Annotated in this window: 17 protein-coding genes, 1 pseudogene and 1 other annotated feature; of the genes and pseudogenes, 6 read left to right on the top strand and 12 right to left on the bottom strand. The window is 51.5% G+C overall.

The features are described 5' to 3' along the window. Nucleotides 1-60 precede the first annotated feature (60 nt). Nucleotides 61-462: a nitrous oxide-stimulated promoter family protein gene (locus AU509_RS02350; protein ID WP_094117615.1), complete on the top strand. Its 402-nt coding sequence runs from the start codon at nt 61-63 to the stop codon at nt 460-462. A 29-nt stretch (nt 463-491) separates the two neighbouring features. Here AU509_RS02350 and ihfA read toward each other — a convergent pair whose 3' ends face one another. From ihfA to icd, 12 genes and pseudogenes are all read right to left on the bottom strand, one after another. Further along, nucleotides 492-788: an integration host factor subunit alpha gene (ihfA, locus tag AU509_RS02345; protein ID WP_026739352.1), complete on the bottom strand. Its 297-nt coding sequence runs from the start codon at nt 786-788 to the stop codon at nt 492-494. 4 nt (nt 789-792) lie between these two features. Then, nucleotides 793-3,180 carry a phenylalanine--tRNA ligase subunit beta gene (pheT, locus tag AU509_RS02340; RefSeq protein WP_094117557.1) on the bottom strand — a complete coding sequence of 796 codons (2,388 nt, stop codon included), beginning with the start codon at nt 3,178-3,180 and terminating at the stop codon, nt 793-795. A 15-nt stretch (nt 3,181-3,195) separates the two neighbouring features. Then, on the bottom strand, nt 3,196-4,179 hold the full coding sequence (gene pheS, locus AU509_RS02335) for a phenylalanine--tRNA ligase subunit alpha (RefSeq protein WP_026739350.1): 984 nt from the start codon (nt 4,177-4,179) through the stop codon (nt 3,196-3,198). A gap of 106 nt (nt 4,180-4,285) precedes the next feature. Continuing rightward, nucleotides 4,286-4,409 (bottom strand) — a sequence feature (Phe leader region). Continuing rightward, a complete protein-coding gene (gene pheM / locus AU509_RS17895) occupies nt 4,360-4,404 on the bottom strand; it encodes a pheST operon leader peptide PheM (protein ID WP_123225455.1) in 45 nt (14 codons plus the stop codon). (Overlaps the previous feature by 45 nt.) Nucleotides 4,410-4,541: 132 nt before the next feature. After that, nucleotides 4,542-4,898, bottom strand: coding sequence for a 50S ribosomal protein L20 (gene rplT, locus AU509_RS02330; protein ID WP_026739349.1), 357 nt, complete (start codon nt 4,896-4,898; stop codon nt 4,542-4,544). Nucleotides 4,899-4,938: 40 nt separating this feature from the next. Continuing rightward, a complete protein-coding gene (gene rpmI / locus AU509_RS02325; RefSeq protein WP_085653740.1) occupies nt 4,939-5,136 on the bottom strand; it encodes a 50S ribosomal protein L35 in 198 nt (65 codons plus the stop codon). 96 nt (nt 5,137-5,232) lie between these two features. After that, nucleotides 5,233-5,775, bottom strand: coding sequence for a translation initiation factor IF-3 (gene infC, locus AU509_RS02320; protein WP_071999762.1), 543 nt, complete (start codon nt 5,773-5,775; stop codon nt 5,233-5,235). A 3-nt stretch (nt 5,776-5,778) separates the two neighbouring features. Continuing rightward, nucleotides 5,779-7,707, bottom strand: a complete 1,929-nt coding sequence (gene thrS / locus AU509_RS02315; protein ID WP_094117556.1) for a threonine--tRNA ligase — start codon at nt 7,705-7,707, stop codon at nt 5,779-5,781. Nucleotides 7,708-8,099: 392 nt separating this feature from the next. After that, nucleotides 8,100-8,372, bottom strand: coding sequence for a YebO family protein (locus AU509_RS02310; RefSeq protein ID WP_085653738.1), 273 nt, complete (start codon nt 8,370-8,372; stop codon nt 8,100-8,102). A 208-nt stretch (nt 8,373-8,580) separates the two neighbouring features. Further along, a complete protein-coding gene (gene htpX / locus AU509_RS02305) occupies nt 8,581-9,462 on the bottom strand; it encodes a protease HtpX (RefSeq protein ID WP_085653737.1) in 882 nt (293 codons plus the stop codon). Between the two features lie 369 nt (nt 9,463-9,831). Continuing rightward, nucleotides 9,832-11,997 carry a sensor domain-containing phosphodiesterase gene (locus AU509_RS02295; RefSeq protein WP_094117555.1) on the bottom strand — a complete coding sequence of 722 codons (2,166 nt, stop codon included), beginning with the start codon at nt 11,995-11,997 and terminating at the stop codon, nt 9,832-9,834. Nucleotides 11,998-12,765: 768 nt separating this feature from the next. Next, nucleotides 12,766-14,018, bottom strand: a pseudogene (gene icd / locus AU509_RS02290) (NADP-dependent isocitrate dehydrogenase). A 129-nt stretch (nt 14,019-14,147) separates the two neighbouring features. Here icd and rluE point away from each other — a divergent pair. The 5 genes from rluE (at nt 14,148) to purB (ending at nt 18,700) form a co-directional block, all read left to right on the top strand. Beyond that, complete coding sequence (rluE, locus tag AU509_RS02285; protein ID WP_094117554.1) at nt 14,148-14,774, top strand: 23S rRNA pseudouridine(2457) synthase RluE; 627 nt, start codon at nt 14,148-14,150, stop codon at nt 14,772-14,774. Continuing rightward, entirely contained in the window at nt 14,767-15,219 is a 453-nt protein-coding gene (locus AU509_RS02280; protein ID WP_094117553.1) for an NUDIX hydrolase, read from the top strand. Before rluE ends, AU509_RS02280 begins: the two co-directional genes overlap by 8 nt. 88 nt (nt 15,220-15,307) lie before the next feature. Beyond that, nucleotides 15,308-16,432 carry a tRNA 2-thiouridine(34) synthase MnmA gene (mnmA, locus tag AU509_RS02275; protein ID WP_254901505.1) on the top strand — a complete coding sequence of 375 codons (1,125 nt, stop codon included), beginning with the start codon at nt 15,308-15,310 and terminating at the stop codon, nt 16,430-16,432. Nucleotides 16,433-16,591: 159 nt separating this feature from the next. Beyond that, entirely contained in the window at nt 16,592-17,230 is a 639-nt protein-coding gene (hflD, locus tag AU509_RS02270; protein ID WP_094117614.1) for a high frequency lysogenization protein HflD, read from the top strand. A 99-nt stretch (nt 17,231-17,329) separates the two neighbouring features. Then, nucleotides 17,330-18,700 carry an adenylosuccinate lyase gene (gene purB / locus AU509_RS02265; protein WP_094117551.1) on the top strand — a complete coding sequence of 457 codons (1,371 nt, stop codon included), beginning with the start codon at nt 17,330-17,332 and terminating at the stop codon, nt 18,698-18,700. The last annotated feature ends 32 nt before the right edge of the window (nt 18,701-18,732 follow it).

The raw sequence follows: 18,732 nt of genomic DNA, 5'->3' as shown, positions 1-18,732 counted from the left end.
TTCCCGATCTGGCAATTCCATCTACACTATGAGTCAAACGCTCTAATGTGAGACACAATGATGCACCGCTCTCCACCGGGTAAACGAATTCAGCGCGAGATTCGCACGGTTGAACAAATGATAAAACTGTATGCTAAGTCTCATCCCGTTCAGGTCGGCGATGACAGCTATACACTGCTATTTCGCTACGCAATAAAGCGTCTCAATAAGTGTTACTTCGGGGAGGAAAAACCGGCCTGCAAGCAGTGTCCAATCCACTGTTATCAACCCGCTAAACGTGAGGCGATGAAGCTTATCATGCGCTGGGCCGGGCCACGAATGCTGCTACATCATCCGGTGCTCGCCCTCCGACATCTTTGGGACGACCGCCGCCCTGTACCGGAGATTTCGCCAGTCAAAACAAAAATTCCTCATTTACAAGACGATATTTCAGAGGAAGCCGTAAAAGAAAAAGGCCGCTAAAGCGGCCTTTTCGTTTACTTAAAACTTACTCAGTCTTTAGGTGAAGCATTCTCAACCCGACTCTTTAACTTCTGCCCCGGACGGAATGTGACCACACGGCGCGCCGTAATCGGAATATCCTCGCCTGTTTTTGGGTTACGTCCCGGCCGTTGGTTTTTGTCTCGCAGGTCAAAATTGCCGAACCCTGACAACTTGACTTGCTCGCCATTTTCCAAAGCGCGACGAACTTCTTCAAAAAACAACTCGACTAGCTCTTTGGCATCCCGTTTACTCAGCCCAAGCTTTTCAAACAGGTATTCTGACATTTCAGCTTTTGTAAGCGCCATAGGTTTAATCCCTCAAGGATGCTTGGAATCGCTGTTTTAGTGCTGCCACACATTTCGCGACTGTGGCGGCAATTTCCTCTTCTGCCAGTGTACGAGCGGTATCCTGCAATACCAGACTGATAGCCAGACTCTTATATCCGTCTTCCACGCCCTTGCCTCGGTACACGTCAAACAAGTTTACGCCAACTAACTGATTTGCGCCAACTTTCTTGCACTCAGCCAGAATATCTCCCGCAGGCACGTTTTCAGCGACGACAACGGCGATATCACGACGGTTCGCCGGGAAGCGGGAAACATCAGCAGCTTCCGGCACAACACGGTCTGAAATTTTGTCCCAGAGAACTTCAAATACGACGGTACGACCGTTTAAATCCAACTTACGTTCCAGTTCTGGGTGAATAACCCCAATAAAACCAATACGTTGTCCATCCAGATAAATTGCAGCGCTTTGACCTGGGTGCAGAGCGGCGTTCGCTTCAGCTCTGAATTCAACGGCAGAAAGTTTGCCCGTCAAAGCCAGTACCGATTCAAAATCACCTTTTAAATCATAGAAGTCAACTGGCTGTCGTGCCAGGTCCCAATGTTCTTCAAATCGGGAACCGGTGATCACACCCGCTAACATCATTTCCTGACGGATACCCTGTTCCGCATTGCTGTCGGGAACAAAACGCAAACCACTTTCAAAAATACGGATTCGGCTCTGCTGACGATTCTGGTTATAAACAACTGCGCCCAGCAATCCGGTCCACAGCGACAAGCGCATTGCCGACATATCGACTGAGATCGGACTAGGCAGGATCAGCGCTTCTTCGCCTGGATGAACCAGCGCCTGAATTTTAGGATCCACAAAGCTGTAAGTGATCGCTTCCTGATAGCCGTGGTCCACCAGCATGGTTTTCACACGTTTAAGCGACAGATTAGCTTCTCGGTGGCTCGTCATTTTCAACGGCGCCAGTGCGGCTTCGTTAGGAATATTGTCGTAACCGTAGATGCGAGCAACTTCTTCGACCAGATCTTCTTCAATTTCCATATCGAAACGCCAGCTTGGCGCCGTCGCCTGCCAGCCATCAGCCGTACGTGTCACCTGACAGCCCAGACGTTCCAGAATATCGCTCACCTTGTCGTCAGCGATATGATGGCCGATCAGGCGATCTAATTTTTCACGACGCAGCGCAATCGTAGCGCGAACAGGCAGGTTTTTATCGTGAGTCACATCAACAACCGGACCGGCTTCGCCACCGCAAATATCCAGCAGCAAACGAGTCGCGCGTTCCATTGCCTGATACTGCAGCTCTGGATCAACACCGCGTTCGTAGCGGTGAGAAGCATCTGTGTGCAAGCCGTAGCGACGCGCGCGACCGGTGATTGCCAACGGGTTGAAGAAGGCGCATTCCAGTAAAACGTCCTGCGTTTCTTCGTTTACGCCGGAGTGTTCGCCGCCGAAAATCCCAGCCATTGCCAGCGCTTTGCTGCTGTCGGCAATAACCAGCGTCTCCGCATTCAGTTTCGCATCGTTACCGTCCAGTAAACGCAACGTCTCGCCTTCCTGAGCCATGCGCACCGTGATGTTCCCCTCCAGGCGACCGAGATCGAAGGCGTGCATCGGCTGGCCGAGTTCCAACAGAACGTAGTTAGTGACATCGACAACCGGATCGATAGAACGGATCCCACAACGACGCAATTTTTCACGCATCCACAGCGGAGTCGTCGCTTTGACATTAATCCCCTTCACCACGCGGCCGAGATAGCGAGGACAAGCCTCTGCGGCATCCACGTTGATGGGGAACGTATCGGTGATCGTCGGTTCGACGGGCGTGATTTCCGGAGTAGTGAAGGCAACGCCATTCAACACGGCGACATCACGAGCGACGCCCTGCAGGCTCAGGCAGTCGGCACGGTTAGGCGTAACACTGATCTCGATGATGTTGTCATCCAGCTTCAGGTATTCACGCAGGTCGGTTCCAATCGGCGCATCGGCAGGCAGTTCCAGAATTCCGTTATGGTCATCGGCAATCCCCAACTCGGAGAATGAGCACAGCATCCCTTCGGACGGTTCACCGCGGAGTTTGGCGGCTTTGATCTTGAAATCGCCCGGCAATACCGCGCCGATGGTCGCAACGGCCACCTTCAAGCCTTTACGGCAGTTAGGCGCGCCACAGACGATATCCAGCAGACGTTCGCCACCGACATTCACTTTGGTGACGCGCAATTTGTCGGCATTAGGATGCTGGCCGCACTCTACCACTTCACCTACAAACACACCGTTAAACGCACCGGCGGCTGGCTCTACGCCATCCACTTCCAAACCGGCCATCGTGATTTGTTCAGATAAGGCTTCGCTGCTGATAGCTGGGTTAACCCATTCCCGTAACCAGAGTTCACTGAATTTCATAATGCTATTCCTGCCTTATTTAAACTGTTTGAGGAAGCGTAAATCGTTTTCAAAAAATGCGCGCAGATCGGTTACGCCGTAGCGCAGCATGGTCAGTCGTTCCATCCCCATGCCGAATGCGAAGCCGGAATACACATCAGGGTCGATACCGACATTACGTAAAACATTGGGGTGCACCATCCCACAGCCCAGCACTTCGAGCCATTTACCGTTTTTACCCATGACATCCACTTCTGCGGACGGTTCGGTGAACGGGAAATAGGAAGGACGGAAGCGAACCTGTAAATCTTCCTCGAAGAAGTTACGCAGAAAATCGTGCAGTGTACCTTTCAGATGAGTAAAGCTGATGTTTTTATCCAGAATCAGCCCTTCCATCTGGTGGAACATCGGGGTATGCGTCTGGTCGTAATCATTACGATAGACACGGCCCGGTGCGATAATACGAATAGGCGGTTGTTGCTTTTCCATCGTTCGGATCTGGACGCCAGAGGTTTGCGTACGCAACAGGCGTTTGGCGTCAAACCAGAAAGTGTCGTGGTCGGCGCGGGCAGGATGGTGGCCGGGGATGTTGAGCGCATCGAAGTTATGATAATCATCTTCAATTTCGGGACCTGATACGACAGAGAAACCCAATTCGCCGAAGAAGGTTTCAATGCGATCGATGGTCCGGGTAATCGGATGCAGACCACCGTTCTCAATGGTGCGTCCCGGCATGGACACATCAATGGTTTCCGCAGCAAGGCGAGCGTTCAGTTCAGCGCTTTCCATTGCCTGTTTACGGGCATTCAAAGCCTCCTGTACTTCCTGCTTAGCCTGGTTGATGACGGCACCCGCTGCAGGACGCTCTTCAGCAGGCAGCTCGCGCAGCGAGGTCATCTGAAGGGTTAAGTGACCTTTTTTGCCCAGGTATTCTACGCGCACGTTTTCCAATGCGGCGATATCCTGCGCCTCTTCTATGGCTGTTCTGGCTTTGGCAACCAGTTCTGCGAGATGTTGCATTACATTCCTCTTCTTCTGCCTGTACGGCCACGGTGATAATTGGAAAAGTATGATTCTCAGTGCATCTGACGACACGACTTGTATGGTCCTGGACCTTTCCCTGACCAATAAAAAAGCCTCCGCACGGGAGGCTTAAGCGCTACTTTTCGTTTCTTTTCTTACGCGCAAAGCCTCCTGAGTTCAGGCGCTAAAGTAAAAAAAGAAACGGAAAATAGCAGTTTTCATACTTGCGTTACCTTGTCGTTATTGATGTCTGTGGGGTTAAGCGCTGCAATCAAACATTTCAGTGTTTATGACGAATGATTGACGCATCTTACGAGCTAAAAATCAAAAGAGGGAGCAAGCTCCCTCTTCTAACCGGCTTACGCCAGAGCTGCTTTCGCTTTTTCAACCAGTGCGCTGAAGGCCACTTTATCGAAAACTGCGATATCAGACAGAATCTTACGGTCGATTTCAACAGAGGCTTTTTTCAGGCCATTGATGAATTTGCTGTAAGACAAACCGTTCTGACGGGCTGCTGCGTTGATACGTGCAATCCACAGCTGGCGGAACTGACGTTTCCGTTGACGACGGTCACGGTAAGCGTACTGACCAGCTTTGATTACTGCCTGGAAGGCAACACGATAAACGCGCGAACGGGCACCGTAGTAACCTTTCGCTTGTTTTAATACTTTCTTGTGACGTGCACGAGCAACCACACCACGTTTTACGCGAGCCATATGCTCTCTCCTAAAATCTTATTCTGAATGAAAAGGTAACTTATGCGTAAGGCAGACAAGCTATGACCAGACCCAGATCGCCTTTGGAGACCTGAGCTTTAGGACGCAGATGACGTTTACGTTTAGTCGCTTTTTTGGTCAGAATATGACGCAGGTTAGCATGCTTACGCTTAAAACCACCGCCGGCGGTTTTCTTAAAGCGTTTAGCGGCGCCACGTACTGTTTTGATCTTTGGCATTGTTATTTCCACTTCGCATTGTTAATAAAACGAATCAGATAAGGCGAACGAAACCGCGCTACGCGAGCATAACGCGGATTCGATTACTTGAATGCCTTACTGTTTCTTCTTCGGTGCAAGCACCATGATCATCTGACGGCCTTCGATCCTTGATGGGAAGGATTCGACGACGGCCAGTTCACTCAGATCGTCACGAACGCGGTTAAGCACTTCGATACCAATCTGTTGGTGCGCCATTTCACGTCCACGAAAACGCAGAGTGATTTTAGCTTTGTCACCGTCTTCCAGAAAGCGAATCAGGTTGCGTAGTTTGACCTGATAGTCGCCATCATCGGTACCAGGCCGGAATTTGATTTCCTTGACCTGAATAACTTTTTGTTTCTTCTTCTGCTCTTTAGTGGCCTTACTCTTCTCATAGAGGAACTTGCCGTAATCCATGATTCGGCAAACCGGCGGTTCGGCGTTCGGGCTGATTTCTACTAAATCAACGCCTGCTTCTTCGGCTTTTTCTAGCGCTTCATTCAGGCTGACAATACCGATCTGTTCGCCATCGACGCCAGTCAGGCGTACCTCTTGTGCGCGAATTTCTTTGTTGATGCGATTAGGACGCGCCGGTTGAACTCGTTTTCCGCCTTTAATACCTTATTCCTCCAATTGATGAAGACTACGGCTGCGAATCTCTTGTTGCAGCTTACTGATAACTTCGCTGACATCCAGACTCCCCAAATCTTTGCCGCGGCGTGTGCGGACAGCAACTTTACCTGCTTCCACTTCTTTATCGCCACAGACCAGCATATAGGGAACACGCCGCAATGTGTGCTCGCGGATTTTAAAGCCAATCTTCTCATTTCTCAAGTCTGCTTTGACGCGAATGCCCGCTTCTTGCAATTTTTGGGTCAATTCGCTGACATAATCAGACTGACTATCGGTGATATTCATAATCACCACCTGTACCGGAGCTAACCAGGTCGGGAAGAATCCCGCAAACTCTTCGGTAAGAATACCGATAAAGCGCTCCATTGAGCCCAGTATAGCCCGGTGAATCATTACCGGGACCTGACGTTCGTTGTTTTCGCCAACGTAAGACGCACTTAGACGGTTCGGCAATGAAAAGTCGAGCTGTACAGTACCACACTGCCACGCACGATCCAGGCAGTCATGTAAAGTAAACTCGATTTTCGGACCATAGAAGGCCCCTTCTCCCGGCTGATATTCGAATGGAATTTCATTTTCAGCCAGCGCCGCCGCCAGATCTTCTTCCGCACGGGTCCATGTCTCATCAGAGCCGATGCGTTTTTCCGGACGGGTTGACAGCTTCACCTCGATTTTTTCAAAACCGAAAGTGCTGTACGTGTCATAAACCATTTTAATACAGTTATTTACTTCAGAGCGAACCTGATCTTCCGTACAGAAGATATGAGCATCATCCTGAGTAAATCCGCGTACGCGCATCAGGCCATGCAGAGATCCCGAAGGCTCGTTACGATGGCAGCTACCGAACTCGGCCATACGCAGCGGCAGGTCGCGGTAAGATTTCAATCCCTGATTGAAGATCTGTACATGACCTGGGCAGTTCATCGGCTTGATGCAGTATTCACGGTTTTCAGACGAGGTGGTAAACATCGCGTCTTTGTAGTTGTCCCAGTGCCCGGTTTTTTCCCACAGCACACGGTCCATCATGAACGGACCTTTAACTTCCTGATACTGATACTCTTTCAGCTTAAGACGCACAAACGCTTCCAGTTCACGGAAAACTGTCCAGCCGTCGTTATGCCAGAACACCATACCCGGCGCCTCTTCCTGCATATGATACAGGTCGAGCTGCTTACCGATCTTACGGTGGTCACGCTTGGCGGCTTCTTCCAACCGTTGCAGATAAGCATTCAGCTGCTTTTTGTCTGCCCAGGCAGTACCGTAAATACGCTGCAGCATTTTATTGCTGCTGTCGCCGCGCCAATACGCCCCAGAGGTTTTCTGCAGTTTGAAATGGTGACAGAAACGCATGTTAGGAACGTGCGGACCACGACACATATCAACATACTCTTCATGATGATATAGGCCGGGACGATCGTCATGGCTGATGTTTTCATCCAGAATAGCGACTTTATAAATTTCGCCGCGAGAGACGAAAGTATCGCGCGCTTCCTGCCAGCTCGCAGTCTTCTTGATAACGTCGTAGTCTTTATTGGACAGCTCATGCATCCGCTTTTCGAGCAGTTCCACATCTTCCTGCGTCAGCGTGTGATCCAGATCGACATCGTAGTAGAAACCGTTATCAATCACCGGACCGATAGCCATTTTGGTGTCTGGCCAAAGCTGTTTAATCGCATGACCCAGCAAATGAGCGCAGGAGTGTCGAATAATTTCAAGACCCGCTTCATCCTTTGCCGTGATGATCGCCAGTTGCGCATCAGATTCAATCAGATCCGTTGCATCAGTCAGTTCACCATTGACCCGACCAGCGATACACGCTTTGGCCAGACCCGGACCGATATCCAAGGCGACATCAAGAGGAGAGACGGCGTGGTCATAGTGACGCTGGCTACCGTCGGGAAGCGTAATAACAGGCATGATAATTCCCTTATTTGCAGTGGTGACCCACACGCAAGATCACATACAAAAGATAATTGTGTTTATTTCAGTTGTCGGCAGCGTGTTTAACCCACAATTGTCAAAACGCTGCCACGACAGTTATTCGTAGCGGGATAATAAAGACGGCAACATCGATAAGGATATTCGCAACAAGCCCCTATTACCTGACGGCGTAGAGTACCATCATGGCTCCTGACATGCCACCCGCGGCCGGAAATGGGCTGATAAAACAGTGAAGTATTTGAGCGACTGACGAAGATAAGAAGAAGGGATAACGCTGATGATGCCTGCCGTTTTTTATGAAACCGATAATAGACAGACTCCAAGGCTACCCCCCATTTTGCGACGGGCAGCCAGGGGAATGCAGACAATCAACGCTCGGGGATAACGTTTTTGAAGTAAACGTCTGTTTCGTCGTCTTCTTGCTTAGTCTCCGGCACAGGCTCTGCGCTCGGCGGAACAGGGATAAGTGTTTGCATTAAAGCAAGCTGCTGTTTTTGCTGTTTAACAATTTCCCGCAGGAGTCTAATTTGCTCATTGGCCCGCACGCTTGCGCGGTTCACGAAGAACCAGACCACCAGCGCCAACAAAACAATCAGCATCACTAAAACCATTTCTAACATGTTTGATACCGCCCCACTCATGCTTAAAACCTACGATGTTTTGACTAAAAGCACATTTTACCACTGAGCTCACCAGCAATTCGATAACGGCACGATAATTTACATCTCAAACGGTTAGCGATGCATGATTTTGACTGCAGAGAGCACGCAATATGGCCCCGCATAAACACATCCTAAAAACAGCAAAGGCCCCGAAGGGCCTTTTTACACAACACAAACACAGCGTGAATTACTTCAGGTAAGCCCCGCTGCGCAGCGCCTCAATGCGTTTGTCCAACGGAGGATGCGACAGGAACAACTCGCTGAATGATTTTGATTTGCCGTTGATGCAAAACGCCATCATGCTGCTTTCTTCCTGAGGCTCATAACTGGTTTTCAGGCGCTGCAGCGCCGCAATCATTTTCTCGCGCCCCACCAGTTTGGCGGAACCGGCATCCGCATGGAATTCACGGTAACGAGAAAACCACATGGTGATGATGCTAGCCAGAATACCAAACACCAACTCCAGCACGGTCGCCACGACGAAATAAATCATCGGATTGCCGTTACTGCTCTCGCTGTCATCGCGGTTGCCGGACAGGAAGCCTGACGCAACTTGAGCAAGCAGACGCGAGATGAAAATCACGAAGGTGTTTACCACGCCCTGAATTAGCGTCATAGTCACCATATCGCCGTTAGCCACATGGCTGATTTCATGTGCGATCACCGCTTCCGCCTCATCGCGGCTCATATTTTGGAGCAGCCCAGAACTCACGGCGACAAGGGACGCATTCCGTCGGGCCCCAGTAGCAAAGGCATTGATATCCGGCGCTTGATAGATCGCAACCTGCGGCATAGCAATGCCCACCTGCTGGGACTGCGCACGTACCGTCTCGACCAACCAGCGCTCGGTTTCATCACGTGGCTGCTCAATGACTTCACCACCCACAGAGCGCAAGGCCATCCATTTCGACATCAGCAATGAAACGATCGCACCGCCAAAGCCAAACAGACCGGCCATAATCATCAAGCCGTAAGTACTACTGGGCCGAATGCCCGTTAAGCTAAGTACTAGCCCAAAAACCAACATCACCGCCAGGTTGGTGATTAGGAAAAGCGCAATACGCATCATATAAGTCTGATTTCCTCTCTCAGGCAAAAGCAACAATAGGGATGCAACGCTTACATGGTATGGGCTGCAATGGCATTTTCAAGCATTCTTAACGTCTAAGTTACCGAATCAACATAACTTTACGTTCTTGAGGCTTAACATCGCGCAAAAGGTCAGCAATCCGTGAAAAACCGACTCGTCACGCAAAAACAAGGTGGAATATATAAGATTAAAAGCAAGTTCCCGCTCATCGTAGACGGCCTGTGAAACACTCGCCTTGCGGTCAATAAAAATATCGATGCGATATGACGCGTGGCCTAGAATCCCCGTCTCTCTCATCGACATCGCGTCTCCGCTGCCCCCTACCGTTATTCGCATATCACACAGAGATCAGGCTTTCGCCACACCTAATTGGCGTGCAAATTCAGCGGCGGGCATCGGACGTCCAAAAAGATACCCCTGCGCCTGCTCGCACCCTTTATTCCTAAGCCGTTCGCACTGTTCCTGCGTTTCCACACCTTCAGCGATGACATCCAGCCGAAAACTTTTTCCTAAATACAAAATGGCTCTGACGATAGCCGCATCCGGCGGAGATTCGCACATGGCGCGGACGAAAGTCTGATCGATTTTGAGGCGGGTCACCGGATAATTCTTCAACATGCTCAACGACGCGTATCCCGTGCCGTAATCGTCGAATGCGATACCAATCCCTTCATTACGCAGCTCATTCAGGGGACTCAGCATGTTCTCGTCGTAACGAATGATGATGTTTTCGGTGATCTCCAGCTCCAATGCACTTGGCGGTAGACCGGTCTTTTCCAAAACGGACCTGATCTTCTGTGACAACATGCCAGAGCGAAATTGGGCTGCACACAAGTTGATGCTGATACGGAAATTCTCGGCTCCCGCTTTGCGCCATTCCGCCGCTTGCTGACAGGCCTGCTGCACAACCCAATCGCCGATACGCTCCGCCCAAGGCCCCTTTTCCAGCGCGGTTAAGAAGGCTCCCGGCGCCAGTAGGCCTTTGAAAGGATGCTGCCAACGCAGCAACGCTTCAGCGCCGACGATTTCATTATTCATCAGGCTCACCTGAGGCTGGTAAAACACCTCAAATTCATTTTTCTCATAGGCGCGGATAAATTCCAGTTGGAATGCATGCTTGGCCTGAAAAATTTCGCGCAGTTCGCGCGTATAAAAACGGTAGCAATTGCGTCCATCCGCTTTTGCCTGATAAAGGGCCAAATCAGCGCTGGTCAATAATTCCTGAGTCGTCACGCCGTAGGAACGAAACATTACCAGTCCCATACTCGCGCTGGTATTCACCTGCTTGTCTCCGACAACCACCGTCTGAGAAATATCGTGATTAATCTGCCGGGCTATTTTTTCCACCACCTGCAGATCTTCCAGTTGCGGCAGTAATATCGCGAACTCATCGCCGCCCATACGAGCCACAAGATCGCCCTGTCGGACGTTGGCCAATAATTTTTGCGCCACGCTGACCAGAATTTCGTCGCCGCTGGCATGACCCAGGCTGTCATTAATGTCCTTGAAGCCATCGAGATCGACGATCATCAGACAACCTGAGGGATGCTGCTTTAAAATCTGATTCAGCGATGTAGCCAGCAACGTACGGTTGATTAATCCCGTAAGAGGATCACGATGCGCTTGCAAAAACAGTCTTTCTTCATAGCGTTTACGTTCGGCGGTATCGCGCAAAATCAGGCTGTAACTCTCCTCCTCGCCTTGTTGCCACATGCCGACAGACAGTTCGACAGGCAGCAATGCACCTCCTTGGGTCGCCACATCCAGCTCAATTCGACTACCCTTCAACCGCGCTGTTTCGTCAGTCGACAAATGGTGCAGCTGCACAATAAACATATCCGGTATGACACTGCTGATGTGTTGTCCTACTATTTGCTCTCTGGAATATTCCAACAGGTTTTCAGCTGCCTCATTCCAGAAAGTAATAATCCCTTGGTGATTCACACACAAGATAGCGTCGGGCGACAACCTGGACACCTGTTCGAAGCTCGTCTGGTCTGTTTTCCTGGCCACTTCAAGACGCCGCATTTCCAGTTTGTCCATGACCAGCGAGGATAAATCCTGCAGGTTATGGGCATCACGCGCGCTTAAACCGATTCGCGGCTTAACATCGACAATATTCAATGTCCCGATAGTTTGGCCAAGGGGTGAACGTAACGGTATGCCGGCATAAAATCGGATATGCGGGTCGCCGGTCACCAACGGGTTATTTTTGAATCGCGGATCCCGCCGCGCATCCGGCACCACCAAGATGCCCTTCTTTTGGATGGCGTAGTTGCAAAAGGAATCGTCCCGCGCCGTTTGGCAAACGGGAAAACCCACGCTCGCCACGAAGAGTTGACGATCTGCATCCAGAATCGAGATAGCAACGATGGGGACATTGAATACATTCGCCGCCAGTGTAACCAGGCTCTCCAGTTCAGGATCATCAGACAACGGGCCGTCGATGCCGTACTCCCGCACCGCGTCAAGTCGGCTGCGCTCATCTTTTTTATTCACTGGGGCTCGACTCATGGGGGTTCCCCTTACTGTTACATTGTTATTACAGTCAGAAATACCGGTGGTCATGGAGAGTAATCATTTGATGGACTAACACATCCAACGCAGTTTGATGAAGCGAATCTTTACCTCGTTTAAATCAACACCGAGTTCTTATACCAGCACGGTTTTATTTCCGTCCTGGCACAAAGCGTTCGCTTCATAATATAGAATTTTTGTTCTCCTCAACAAAGAATAGCAAATTGCCGCCCCTGAGGGAGCGACGCCTAAAGAATTTGTATTCTTTCAGTCACTCCTCGCAAAATATGAGCATTTTTGAACCGGAAATTGTACTGGTATTACTCATGTATGCATCGTCATGTATCCACAACAGACCGTACGTCATATTCATACTGGTAATACATGAAGACTTTGCGGCAGAAGTCTTCAACCCCCTAGAAACATACATTTCAGCCTAATATTTCCAGAATAAAATCTTTTCACGACGGATTTAGCGCGATAAAGAAAACGTCGTTGGGCTCTGCGCAAAATAGATGAAGAGTGGGATTTAATGGCCCCCGTTAGGAATAGTCATGCGGAGACTCGGTTACGATGCAATCAGCTCACATTAATATTGTCATTCACAGCTAATTAAGGGGTGATGGCGAGTTAATGCCCTATCACTGCAAGCGCCGTGATTCGGTTACGATGAAAACAGCGCACTCTGGAGATATATGCCTAAGAAGGGGCAGCAACAAATAGGGGCCACACGGGCCCCCATAAATTCATTTGTCACTGCGGCGATCACATGTGTTCGATGATAGCGTCGCCGAATTCAGAACATTTCAGCAGTTTCGCCCCATCCATCAGACGTTCGAAATCATAGGTCACGGTTTTATTTTTGATCGCGCCTTCTACGCCTTTAATGATCAAATCCGCGGCTTCGAACCAGCCTAAATGACGCAACATCATTTCAGCGGAGAGAATAACGGAACCTGGGTTCACTTTATCTTGACCCGCATATTTTGGCGCAGTGCCATGCGTCGCTTCGAACAAGGCGCATTCATCGCCAATATTCGCGCCGGGAGCGATGCCTATACCGCCTACCTGTGCCGCTAATGCGTCAGAAATATAGTCACCGTTCAGGTTCATACAAGCGATAACGTCATATTCCGCTGGACGCAGCAGAATCTGTTGCAGGAACGCATCCGCGATCACATCTTTGACAATGATATCTTTGCCGGTTTTCGGATTTTTGATTTTCACCCACGGACCGCCATCAATCAGTTCACCGCCGAACTCTTCCCGCGCCAACTGGTAACCCCAGTCTTTGAAAGCGCCTTCGGTGAATTTCATAATGTTGCCTTTGTGCACCAGCGTCACGGAATCGCGCTCGTTGGTGATGGCGTAGTCAATTGCCGCACGCACCAGGCGTTTGGTCCCTTCTTCGGAACACGGTTTGATCCCGATGCCGCACTGCTGCGGGAAACGAATTTTGGTGACGCCCATCTCATCGCGCAAGAATTTGATGACTTTGTCCGCTTCAGCCGAACCGGCTTTCCACTCGATGCCCGCATAAATATCTTCGGCATTTTCACGGAAAATCACCATGTCCGTCAGTTCCGGGTGTTTGACAGGGCTTGGCGTGCCGTCAAAGTAGCGCACCGGACGAAGGCAGATGTAGAGATCAAGCTGCTGACGAAGGGCGACGTTGAGCGAGCGGATCCCCCCGCCGACCGGCGTGTCAGTGGGCCCTTAATGGCGACGCGGTATTCACGAATCAGATCCAGTGTTTCTTCCGGCAGCCACACATCTTTACCGTAGACCTGTGTTGACTTTTCGCCGGTGTAAATTTCCATCCAGGAAATCGAGCGCTGACCCGAGTAAGCCTTTTTCACTGCGGCATCAACAACATTGATCATCGCTGGTGTGACATCGACACCGATACCATCCCCTTCGATAAAGGGAATAATCGGGTTATTCGGCACCACCAATTTTCCTTCTACATCTGCCGTAATCTTCTGACCTTTAGCCGGTACAACTACTTTGCTTTCCATTAACCTCTCCTTCGAGCGCGTTTTGTTAATGAGATGTAATATGCGTGTCAATACTACTGGAATATCAAACCCGCGCCAACCGCAACCCTTTCGAGTATAATGGCTTTGTCATTCTCAGCCATTAATAAAATGAATAAAATCCCTGTTAAAAATCACAAACTTAAACGATTCAGTTCACGTTCTACCGCGAAAAAAACCGCGGCGCCGAAACCGCGTCGAATCATCTTGTTCAACAAACCTTTCGATGTGCTTTCTCAGTTCACAGATGACTCAGGCCGCGCCACATTGAAAGACTTTATCCCCATCGGCGACATTTATGCCGCCGGACGTCTGGATCGCGACAGTGAAGGACTTATGGTGCTCACCAATGATGGCGCATTGCAAGCGCGCCTGACCCAGCCGGGAAAGAAAACAGCCAAAATTTATTACGCGCAGGTTGAAGGCATTCCCGACTCCGAGGCGCTGGCGCGATTTCGCGCGGGATTGACGCTAAACGACGGCATCACCCTGCCCGCTGGCGTCGAATTAGTGGATGAACCCGATTGGTTATGGCCGCGCAATCCGCCGATACGCGAGCGAAAAGCCATCCCGGTTAGCTGGTTGAAAATTACGTTGCAGGAAGGTCGCAACCGGCAGGTCCGTCGCATGACGGCTCACATTGGTTTCCCAACGCTGCGCTTAATCCGCTACAGTATGGCTAATCAGACTCTGGCCGGGTTATCGCCCGGGGAATGGAAGGAAATCACGCATGTTTAAACCTCATGTCACCGTCGCCAACATCGTCCAGGCAGAAGGCCGCTTTTTGGTGGTGGAAGAAACCGTCAACGGCAAAAGCCTTTGGAACCAGCCAGCCGGTCATCTCGAAGCCGAAGAGACGCTGATTCAAGCCGCCAGCCGCGAGCTGTATGAAGAAACCGGAGTCAAAGCGCAGCCTCAGCATTTCCTCCAGCTTCATCAATGGGTGGCGCCGGACGGTACGCCCTTCCTACGCTTCAGCTTTACGATTGATCTGCCGCATCAGGCCGCCACCGCGCCTCGGGACAGCGATATCGATTGCTGTCACTGGCTGACCGCCGAGGAAATTCTCCATTCAGACAGATTGCGCTCGCCGTTGGTTGCGGAAAGCATACGCTGCTATCAAAGCGGCACCCGCTACCCCTTGAGCGCGCTGGGCGCGTTCAATTGGCCCTATCAGGCCTAACCCGTTGGCCGTGGTGCGACGCTGCGGCCAATGTGCTACCCTATGCGGCCTGTCATTTTGTCCTTATTTGTTGCATTAAATATTTTCTATTCGCGAGACTGTCATGTCAGATAACAGCCAGAAAAAAGTCATTGTCGGCATGTCCGGCGGCGTTGATTCTTCCGTTTCCGCATACCTCCTCCAACAACAGGGTTATCAGGTCGAAGGCCTGTTCATGAAAAACTGGGAGGAGGACGACGACACGGAATATTGTTCTGCCGCTGCCGATTTGGCCGATGCGCAGGCCGTCTGCGACAAACTCGGCATAGAACTGCATACCGTCAATTTCGCGGCGGAATATTGGGACAACGTGTTCGAGCACTTCCTGGAAGAGTACAAGGCCGGTCGTACGCCTAACCCCGATATCCTGTGCAACAAGGAAATCAAATTCAAAGCGTTCCTGGAATTCGCCGCCGAAGATTTGGGTGCGGATTACATCGCCACCGGCCACTACGTGCGCCGTCAGGATATCGATGGCAAGAGTCGTCTCTTACGCGGTCTGGATGGCAACAAGGACCAGAGCTATTTCCTCTACACCCTCAGCCATGAGCAGTTGGCCCAGAGCCTGTTCCCGGTCGGTGAGCTGGAAAAACCCGAGGTGCGTAAGATCGCCGAACAGTTAGAACTGGCCACGGCCAAGAAAAAAGACTCTACGGGGATCTGCTTCATCGGCGAACGTAAATTCCGCGACTTCCTGGCCCGTTACCTCCCTGCACAACCGGGTCCTATCATCGCGGTGGATGATGGCAGTGACATGGGACAACATCAAGGCCTGATGTACCACACGCTGGGGCAGCGCAAGGGCCTCGGCATCGGCGGCGTGAAAGAAGGCGGCGAAGATCCCTGGTATGTCGTCGATAAAGACGTGGCGAACAACGTACTGTACGTGGCACAGGGCCATGAACATCCGCGTTTGATGTCCAACGGGTTGATCGCTCAGCAGTTGCACTGGGTCGATCGTGACACCGTCACCGAACCGTTCCGCTGCGTGGTGAAAACGCGCTATCGTCAGGCCGATATCCCCTGCACCGTCACGCCGTTGGATGCCGATCGTATCGAAGTTCGCTTTGATAATCCGGTCGCCGCCGTCACGCCGGGACAGTCCGCGGTATTTTATCAGGGCGAAATCTGTCTCGGCGGCGGTATTATCGAGGAACGCCTGCGCGATAACTGATGATGTCCGCGTCTGAGCGCTTGCGTACGGCTGACCACGGGAGCCCTCGCGAATACATCGCCCGCGCCCATAGCCCTATCGCCCGTTTATCGCGCGCTACGCGGATAGCACTCTCCTGACGGCCGACGTCATGGAGCACTAAGAATGACAGGAGCCATCGTGGCCAAAAACTATTACGACATTACGCTGGCGCTGGCAGGAATTTGTCAGTCAGCTTGTTTGGTGCAGCAGCTTGCGACGACGGGAACCTGCCCGCAGGCGGCATTGCAGACGTCGCTCAACAGCGTTCTGGTGATGAACGCAGACAGCACGCTGGAGATTTTTGGTAACGACGAAAATAATCTGAAGCTGGGCGTTGAGACCCTGTTGGGCATCCTCAGTTCATCGTCGCGCGAAAAAATCGGCGCCGACCAGTCCCGCTACACCTTCAGCCTCATGGCTCTCGAGCGTCGTTTGCACAAAAACAGCACGGCGCTCAATGAGCTAGGCAACCGTGTCGACCAGCTAGACCGCCAGCTGGAGCATTATGAATTAGTGTCCGACCCGATGATTAACGTGCTGGCAGGCATCTACGTGGACGTCATCAGTACGCTTGGGCCGCGCATTCAGGTCACCGGCTCACAGGAAGTCCTGAAAAACCCACAGGTACAAGCCAAAGTCCGCGCCATTTTACTGGCGGGCATCCGCGCCGCGGTCCTGTGGCAGCAAATCGGCGGAGGACGCCTACAGCTAATGTTTTCCCGCTCAACGTTGGTCAAACAGGCACAGCAGATTTTGTCGCGTTGCCGCGACCAATAAACAGGCTGGCGGACGACGATTCCGGTTCGTCCGCCAGCATGAGATACTCGTAGTCACGCTTTTGTCTTTTATTAAAAACGATCCCAGGAGTTGCTCGCGATGGAATTAACCTCACTGACCGCCGTTTCCCCTATCGATGGACGCTACGGCGATAAAGTCAGCGCCCTGCGCACCATTTTCAGCGAATATGGCCTGCTGAAATTCCGGGTGCAGGTTGAAGTACGGTGGCTGCAAAAGCTGGCCTCCTGTGCGGCGATCAAAGAAGTTCCTTCATTTGACGCCGACGCAAACGCTTACCTTGATAAAATCGTCGCTGAATTCAGCGTTGAAGATGCCGCCCGCATTAAAACCATCGAACGCACCACCAACCATGACGTCAAAGCCGTCGAGTATTTCCTGAAGGAAAAAGTCGCCGCCGTACCCGCTCTTCAGGCGGTTAACGAATTCATCCATTTCGCCTGCACATCCGAAGATATCAATAACCTGTCTCACGCCCTGATGCTGGAAACGGCACGACGCGACGTGGTGCTGCCGTTCTGGCGTAAAACCATTGACGCGATCGCCGCGCTGGCGCAGGAATATCGCGATATCCCGCTGCTGTCGCGGACGCACGGTCAACCCGCCACGCCGTCCACCATCGGTAAAGAGTTTGCGAACGTGGCCTACCGCATGGAGCGCCAATTCCGCCAGTTAGCGCAGGTGGACGTGATGGGCAAAATCAACGGCGCGGTCGGCAACTATAACGCGCACATGGTTGCTTACCCGGACGTTGACTGGCATACCTTCAGTGAAGAGTTTGTCACGTCGCTTGGCATTACCTGGAACCCGTACACCACGCAGATTGAGCCGCACGACTACATCGCCGAGCTGTTCGATTGCATCTCCCGCTTTAACACCATTCTGATCGACTTCGACCGAGACGTGTGGGGCTATGTCGCGCTCAACCACTTCAAGCAGAAGACCATCGCTGGAGAAATCGGCTCGTCCACCATGCCGCATAAAGTGAACCCGATCGATTTCGAAAACTCCGAAGGGAATTTGGGATTGGCGAATGCCGTGCTGGGACATCTGTCCACCAAATTGCCGGTCTCTCGTTGGCAGCGTGACCTGACCGACTCCACCGTGCTGCGCAACCTGGGCGTGGGATTGGGCTATGCGCTGATTGCATATCAATCTACACTCAAAGGCATCAGCAAACTGGAGGTCAACCGGGACCGTCTGCTGGATGAGCTGGATCACAACTGGGAAGTCCTTGCTGAACCCATTCAGACCGTGATGCGTCGCTACGGTATCGAAAAACCGTACGAGAAGCTGAAAGAGCTGACGCGCGGTAAACGCGTAAATGCCGAAGGCATGAAAACCTTTATCGAGAGTCTGGCGATTCCTGAGGAAGAGAAAATCCGTCTGAAAGAGTTGACCCCAGCCAACTATATTGGCCGCGCCGTCAAAATGGTGGATGAGCTGAAATAGCAGACAATCGAGCAGGCGGACCGCATTCCGCC

This window comes from Lonsdalea britannica (assembly GCF_002111595.1).
In the GTDB taxonomy this organism is placed as follows: Bacteria; Pseudomonadota; Gammaproteobacteria; order Enterobacterales; family Enterobacteriaceae; genus Lonsdalea; species Lonsdalea britannica.
The sequence above is the reverse complement of the archived record's forward strand: the minus strand, read 5'-3'. Positions and strand labels throughout refer to the sequence as shown.

Coding starts and splice junctions, on each gene's coding strand:
- purB (WP_094117551.1), top strand. CDS start 17,330: ATGGAATTAACCTCACTGACCGCCGTTTCCCCTATCGATGGACGCTAC.
- pheT (WP_094117557.1), bottom strand. CDS start 3,180: ATGAAATTCAGTGAACTCTGGTTACGGGAATGGGTTAACCCAGCTATC.
- pheS (WP_026739350.1), bottom strand. CDS start 4,179: ATGCAACATCTCGCAGAACTGGTTGCCAAAGCCAGAACAGCCATAGAA.
- AU509_RS02350 (WP_094117615.1), top strand. CDS start 61: ATGCACCGCTCTCCACCGGGTAAACGAATTCAGCGCGAGATTCGCACG.
- rluE (WP_094117554.1), top strand. CDS start 14,148: ATGAATAAAATCCCTGTTAAAAATCACAAACTTAAACGATTCAGTTCA.
- rplT (WP_026739349.1), bottom strand. CDS start 4,898: ATGGCTCGCGTAAAACGTGGTGTGGTTGCTCGTGCACGTCACAAGAAA.
- htpX (WP_085653737.1), bottom strand. CDS start 9,462: ATGATGCGTATTGCGCTTTTCCTAATCACCAACCTGGCGGTGATGTTG.
- thrS (WP_094117556.1), bottom strand. CDS start 7,707: ATGCCTGTTATTACGCTTCCCGACGGTAGCCAGCGTCACTATGACCAC.
- AU509_RS02310 (WP_085653738.1), bottom strand. CDS start 8,372: ATGAGTGGGGCGGTATCAAACATGTTAGAAATGGTTTTAGTGATGCTG.
- rpmI (WP_085653740.1), bottom strand. CDS start 5,136: ATGCCAAAGATCAAAACAGTACGTGGCGCCGCTAAACGCTTTAAGAAA.
- AU509_RS02280 (WP_094117553.1), top strand. CDS start 14,767: ATGTTTAAACCTCATGTCACCGTCGCCAACATCGTCCAGGCAGAAGGC.
- AU509_RS02295 (WP_094117555.1), bottom strand. CDS start 11,997: ATGAGTCGAGCCCCAGTGAATAAAAAAGATGAGCGCAGCCGACTTGAC.
- ihfA (WP_026739352.1), bottom strand. CDS start 788: ATGGCGCTTACAAAAGCTGAAATGTCAGAATACCTGTTTGAAAAGCTT.